1 pseudogene is annotated in these 1686 nt (G+C 40.5%); it reads left to right on the plus strand.

Going from position 1 to position 1686, the window contains the following annotated elements:
• Positions 1 to 223: 223 nt before the first annotated feature.
• Positions 224 to 1583 (plus strand): annotated as a pseudogene (locus tag A4S05_RS37830) (IS4 family transposase).
• The last annotated feature ends 103 nt before the right edge of the window (positions 1584 to 1686 follow it).

Genomic DNA, 1686 nt, shown 5'->3' on the forward strand with positions numbered 1-1686 from the left:
TTATTAGCAGCCGTGTCTGAGATTTTGAGGATGTCGGTGGAGGAAGTGAGGCAGAGTTTTGAGTCAAGTAATGGAGATGCGGGGTGATCAGATCCCCCCAACCCCCCTTGTAAAGGCTATCCATTACCCGGATCTTTCTCAACAAAACGTAAAAATACTTAAATAAAGCCGAAAAGGTTGATAGATATAGTTTTGAGGAGGAGAAAACAGAGGGGAATGAAAAATGGAAAGGTGGGCAGCATCGGAATTGAGGTATGTAAATTTGGGAGATGCGCGCAGAAACAAGCGCCTAATCAAGCTAGTAGAAGACTTGGCAGCACAACCAACAAGTAGTGTACCGCAAGCATGTGGGACTCTAGCAGCAACAACAGCAGCATACGATTTATGGAGTTCGCCGTATATAAAAGCAGCAGATATCAGTCATGGACATAGTAAAAGTACAGTCGAAAGGGCAAAAGCAGAGGAAATAGTCTTAGCCATACAGGACACAACAAATATGGATGTAACAAGTCATCCAGGAACAAAAGGAATAGGATATTTAGATCATAAAAAAAGTTTTGGATTAAAAGTACATTCAACATTAATAGCGAGCATAAAAGGAGTGCCTCTGGGAATAATAGACCAACAAATATGGGTGAGAGATATAGAAGATTTAGGGATAGCAAAAAAACGCCGTCAGAGACAAAAACAAGAAAAAGAAAGCCAACGCTGGTTAGACGGATTAGAACGAACAAACACATTGTTAGCCAAGAAAACAAAAATTATAACGGTAGCAGATTCAGAAGCAGATATATTTGATTTATTTCACCAAGAAAGACCAGATAATTGCCATTTACTCATCCGGGGAACTCACAATAGGAGAGTCAACCATACAGCGAATTATCTACATGAAGCAATTCGCTCAAGTGCAGTGCGTGGAAAGATTGAAGTCTCAGTAAAACGTAATCCAGAAAGACCAGCCCGGATAGCAAAACTAACAATTAGATACGAAACGATAGAAATCGAGGTACCCAGAAATAAAATTGGGCGTTCGCAAATAAAGCCAGTCAAATTACAGGTAATTTTAGCAGAGGAAGAAAACCCACCATCAGGTATAACAGCAATTAGTTGGTTATTGTTAACAACACTGGAAATCAATAGTGTGAAAGATGCAGCACGCTGTATCGAATGGTATACATACCGTTGGTTAATCGAACGTTATCACTATACCTTGAAAAGTGGTTGCAGAATCGAAGAATTACAACTTGAAACCGCCAGAAGACTGGAAATGGCATTAGCAACATATTCCATTGTGGCATGGCGATTGTTATGGCTCACTTACGAAGCTAGGCAAAATCCAGATATCTGTTGTGAGACTGTTTTAAATACTGTCGAATGGCAATCTTTATGTGTCACTGTCAGCAAAAACCCCATTCCACCCAAGATACCACCGACATTAAGAGCAGCAGTACGTATGATTGCTAGCCGGGCGTGGTTTTCTTGGTCGTAAAGGTGATGGAGAACCTGGCGTGAAAACTATTTGGAAAGGGTTACGGCGATTACATGATATCGCTGCTACTTGGAAATTAGCCCATCAATGCTAACACTCATACTTTCTGCTGTTTGTCTAGTCCTCCTATTGTCATCCAGCAATTCCAATCCTGTTGAGAATTAGCTTTTAGCTTTTGTTAAGAAAGATGTGACTAA

Origin of the sequence: Nostoc sp. KVJ20, assembly GCF_001712795.1 — a bacterium.
In the GTDB taxonomy this organism is placed as follows: domain Bacteria; phylum Cyanobacteriota; class Cyanobacteriia; order Cyanobacteriales; family Nostocaceae; genus Nostoc.